The following is a 4,244-nucleotide window of genomic DNA, read 5'->3' on the forward strand; positions in this document are numbered from 1 at the left end:
CATGGGCCGGTCTGTTCTTCCTCGGCGAGCATGGGCGGGTGCGGGCTGGGGCCATCGGACAGGCAGGCGAGCAAGGTGGGCTTGCGGGCGCGGAGTGTTGTGGCCAGCGCGGTCATGATGGCGGGCAGGCTGCGGGCATTGACCCGCCGCACGCTCCAGCCCGAAGCGCTAAAACGCGCCAGCGAGTCTGAAAAATCCGCAGGGTCTGTGCGTGGGGCGGGGCAGACCAGCACCGCCAGCCTGTTCAGCCCGAACCGTCCGGCAAGCTGGGCGGCTTCAAGGGCGATGCCGGTCAGCAGGTCGCTGTCGCGGGCCAGCACCCATGTGCGGTGGTTGACGAGCGAGCGGCCATGCCGTGCAGCCAGAATTTCTTCAGCCAGCGCCATGCCCGCCGCAGCAGCAATACCCTGCCCTGCGGGGCCGGGCGCGATTTCCACCGCCCGGTGCAGGCCAAAATCAAGAGGTGTGGTTGTATCGGGCTCCGGGGTGCTCAGGTGCAGCATGGCGCGCAACAGCGGCAGCATGGCCTGCGAGGGCACGACAAACCGGTCACGGTCGGGCCAGTCGGGGGTGGCGGGGTCGTAGCGCAGGACACGGCACCAAAGGGCGGTGACGATCAGGCAGAGCTGGCGCAGTTCGGTTGTGCTGTGGCTCTGGGCCGCTTCTTCCGCCGCGGGGCCGTCCAGCAGCGCGCGGGCGGCTGCCGCCAGCCTGAGCACCAGCGCGTCCTGCGCTGAAAGCGTGGGCGGGGGGCTGGTGAGCGTGTCGGCATGGGCGGAGGTGGTGTGCGGGGCCATCGGGTTCCAGACGAAGGCGAGGGCATGCAACCGTGTGGACTGCCTGCTTAGGCCTCCATTTTAAGCGGGGCGGGGTGGGTTTGGCCAGAGCGGAAAAGCCACAGGGGGCTTGCGCGGGGCGCGGTCAGGCGCGAAAGAAAAGGGGCAGAGAAGCGAGTCGCCGTGCCGTACAGGCCCGGCAGGGCAGGCCGCAACAGGGCCTGCGCGCAACCAGCAGGGAGCATTCTTCGACCATGCGGCCGGTTTCCAGACAGGACTTTTTTCGGGCGGGTCGTCAGGGGGCATCAACCGCCCTGGCCCTGTCTTTCGCGCTGCTGGCCCTGACAGGCTGCAAGCTGGTGGACCAGAAAACCTTCAACCCGCAGGCCGGTGTGCCGCCCAAACCATATGTGCCGCCCGCCCCTCCTGCGGCTCCGCCAGCGCCCCCGCTGATAGAACTGGTGGCCGGTACGCCTGAGGATGAGTGGAAAACACAGGTGCAGGACATTGCCCACCGCGCTCTGGCCCGTAAGCCCGAGGCCCTGTTTGTGGTGCGTTGTCTGGTGCCGCCCGGCCCGCCCGTGCCCCCTCCGGCGGGTACGCAGGGTAGCAATGCGCAGGCCGCTGTACCCACGGCCCTGATCACGCTCGCTTCGGGCGATGGGCATGCCGTTATGCAGGCCTTGATGGATGCAGGTGTGCCGCAGGCGCAGGTCGAGATGACGGCCATGCCGGATTCGACCGTGACGAAGCCCACCGTGCGGGTGTATGTGCGATAAACCGACACGGAGCGGTCGGCGCCAGCACGGGCAAATGGCACAGGGGCGAGCACCCGGCCCCGGCCATTTCTGACAGGGAGCAAGGAGAGATCTAGCGTGGGAGCGATCAAGAACGCCCGGCACCCCTTTTATAACCATTGCGACGAGGCGCTTGACCAGATCCGGCATGCTGGCCGGTATCGGACCTTTACGCCCCTTTCCCGTCAGGCGGAGCATTTCCCCGTCTATGAGGAAGAGCGTCAGGATGTTTCCGGCGCGCGCGATGTGGTTGTGTGGTCCACCAACGACTATCTGGGCATGGGCGTTGTGCCCGAAGTGCAGGAAGCCGCCATTGAGGCCGTGCGCGCGCATGGCGCTGGTGCGGGGGGCACGCGCAACATCGCGGGCACCAGCCGCTGCACAACCAGCTCGAGGCCGAACTGGCCGCCCTGCATGGTAAGGAAGCAGGGCTTCTGTTCATTTCGGGCTATGTGTCCAATCAGGCCAGCCTGCAAACGATCCTGACCTCCATGCCCGGTTGGATCTGTTTTTCCGACCAGCTCAACCATGCCTCCATGATTGCGGGCATCAAGGCGCGCGCGGTTCGCAGACAGTTATTTTCGCGCATAACGATCTGGCGGATCTGGAGGCCAAGCTGGCTGCGGCTCCAGCGGATGCGCCCAAGCTGATTGCGTTTGAGAGTGTCTATTCCATGGATGGCGACATCTCGGATATTGCCGGAATCTGCGCGCTGGCGCGGCGCTACGGCGCGCTCACCTATCTGGACGAAGTGCACGCCGTGGGCCTGTACGGTGTGGAAGGGGGCGGTGTTTCCCAGCGCGATGGCGTGGCCGATCAGGTGGATATTATCGAAGGCACGCTGGCCAAGGGTTTTGGCGTGCATGGCGGCTATATTACCGCCTCCGCTACAATCGTGGATTTTCTGCGCTCAACCGCATCGGGCTTTATTTTCACAACTGCCCTGCCGCCCTGCGTGGTGGGTGCGGCGCTGGCCAGCGTGCGCAAGGTGCGTGCGGAAAACTGGCGGCGCGAGACCCTGTTCGAGCGCGTGAACATGTTCCGCCACAAGCTGCGTGCGGCCGGGGTGCCGTTTACCATGACCCCCAGCCATATCGTGCCCATTCCGGTGGGGGATGCCGAGCGCTGCAAGCGGATCAGCCGCCGCCTGCTTAACGAGTTCGGCCATTATGCCACCCCCATCAACTATCCGACCGTGCCGGAGGGAACCGAGCGCCTGCGCCTGACCCCCGGCCCGTTCCATACGGATGAAATGATGGACGATATGGTGCGCGCACTCGGCGTGCTGCTGCGTGAGGAAGGGGTTATCCCCGCCCGTGAGGCCGCCGGACAGGCCGCCTGAAAACAGCGTTGTGGGGCAAACAGCCCCATCTGCTTTTGGCCCGCCCTGATAGCCCCTTGTTAAAGGTGGGTATCAGGGCGTTGCCGTTTTGGGGCCTGTATGTGGCGACAGGCCCGCTCCCTTACGGGTGGGCGGCCATTTTCAGGCGGGACAGGGCGGCCCGGAGTTCATCAAGCGAAACCGCGCCGGGAATGATCTCGCGCGTGCCGATAATAAAGGTGGGCGTACCATCCAGCCCGATGGAGCGCGCCAGCGCCAGATTGCGCGCAAGGGCCGTGGCGGTTTCGCTGCTAGTCATGTCTTTTTCCAGCCGTGCGGTGTCCAGCCCGGTGCTGGCGGCAACACGGCGGATACGCTCCATGCCCGGCGCGCCGGTATCGGTCATGAGGGCTTTCTGGAATGCCAGATAGGCGTTCTGCCGCCCCGCTGCATGATGGCCTGCGCATCCAGCGTGCTGTTGGGGCCAAGAATGGGAATGATCTTTTCCACCAGCCGCAGGTCGGGTTCAGATGCGCTGAGGGTGGTCAGGTCTTCCAGCACCTTGCGGCAGTATGGGCAGCGGGGGTCGTAGAACTCTACCACCTCAAGCGTGCCATGCGGGTTGCCGACCACGACATCCGTGCTGCTTTTGCCAAACAGGGTGGGGTTGCGGCGTACCACATCCAGCGCCGAGGCGGCTTTCTGTTCCGCCGCATGGGCCTGCAGGGAGGACACCGCATCGGACAGGATGCTCGGGTCGGATTTCAGCGCCTCGCGCACGATGGAAACGATTTCCGCCCGCTGGGCCGGGGTAAAGCTGCTCTGCCCGGTTGCGGGTGTGGCGGCCGTGGCCGCCTGAGCACCGGAGGGAAGGGCTGCCGCCGGGGCAACCGACAGGGCCGCCAGCACGGCAAGTCCCGCACGGGCGGGGCGAAAAAACGAGGCGAGTGCGCGCATAAGGTTGGGTACTCCGTAAAACGGGATGGTATGGCACGAGCGCGGGCTCTCGCAAGGGGGGCCGTGGCCTGTGCGCGCGCATGTCTGTTGCTGCCCGCAAGAAAGCAGGTTAATCGAAAAGAAGATGGAAAAGAGACGTCCGCCCGCCGGGTGGGCCTATCAACGGAGATATCAAGGCGTGGCTGCCCGATTCAAGACTAACCGTTACGTCCAGACCCGTTCCCGCCTGCCGGGGCGTCTGCGCGGGGCGGCGCTCGCGCTGGCCATGACAGGCTCCCTGACGGCCTGCAGCGCTGATCCCTATCTGACACAGGCAAAGGTTACAGGCTTTACCGGCTCTGTCGCGGCGGATGACCCGCGCGCGGTGCTGGTCGCGCGTGACGTGCTGGCGCA

Annotated in this window: 4 protein-coding genes and 3 pseudogenes; 3 read left to right on the forward strand and 4 right to left on the reverse strand. The window is 65.6% G+C overall.

The genetic code is table 11. The features are described from left to right. A pseudogene (locus JCM25143_RS14545) lies at positions 1 to 797 on the reverse strand (transketolase-like TK C-terminal-containing protein); the annotation flags it as partial. A gap of 47 nt (positions 798 to 844) precedes the next feature. Next, positions 845 to 1,021, reverse strand: a complete 177-nt coding sequence (locus JCM25143_RS22510) for a hypothetical protein (RefSeq protein ID WP_159101664.1) — start codon at positions 1,019 to 1,021, stop codon at positions 845 to 847. Between the two features lie 9 nt (positions 1,022 to 1,030). Between JCM25143_RS22510 and JCM25143_RS14555 the strand changes: the two genes are divergently transcribed. Both JCM25143_RS14555 and hemA read left to right on the forward strand, forming a co-directional pair. After that, positions 1,031 to 1,555, forward strand: a complete 525-nt coding sequence (locus tag JCM25143_RS14555; protein ID WP_025861756.1) for a hypothetical protein — start codon at positions 1,031 to 1,033, stop codon at positions 1,553 to 1,555. A gap of 96 nt (positions 1,556 to 1,651) precedes the next feature. Then, positions 1,652 to 2,915: pseudogene (gene hemA, locus JCM25143_RS20170) on the forward strand (5-aminolevulinate synthase). Positions 2,916 to 3,036: 121 nt separating this feature from the next. Here hemA and JCM25143_RS24925 read toward each other — a convergent pair. Together JCM25143_RS24925 and JCM25143_RS20175 are read right to left on the reverse strand one after the other, a co-directional pair. Continuing rightward, positions 3,037 to 3,321: a DsbA family protein gene (locus JCM25143_RS24925; protein WP_267879978.1), complete on the reverse strand. Its 285-nt coding sequence runs from the start codon at positions 3,319 to 3,321 to the stop codon at positions 3,037 to 3,039. Then, positions 3,297 to 3,851, reverse strand: a complete 555-nt coding sequence (locus JCM25143_RS20175; protein WP_267879977.1) for a DsbA family protein — start codon at positions 3,849 to 3,851, stop codon at positions 3,297 to 3,299. Before JCM25143_RS20175 ends, JCM25143_RS24925 begins: the two co-directional genes overlap by 25 nt. 178 nt (positions 3,852 to 4,029) lie before the next feature. Between JCM25143_RS20175 and JCM25143_RS14570 the strand changes: the two are divergent. Next, positions 4,030 to 4,244 (forward strand): annotated as a pseudogene (locus JCM25143_RS14570) (gamma-glutamyltransferase); the annotation flags it as partial.

The sequence above is a fragment of the Acetobacter papayae JCM 25143 genome (assembly GCF_000613285.1).
GTDB lineage: Bacteria > Pseudomonadota > Alphaproteobacteria > Acetobacterales > Acetobacteraceae > Acetobacter > Acetobacter papayae.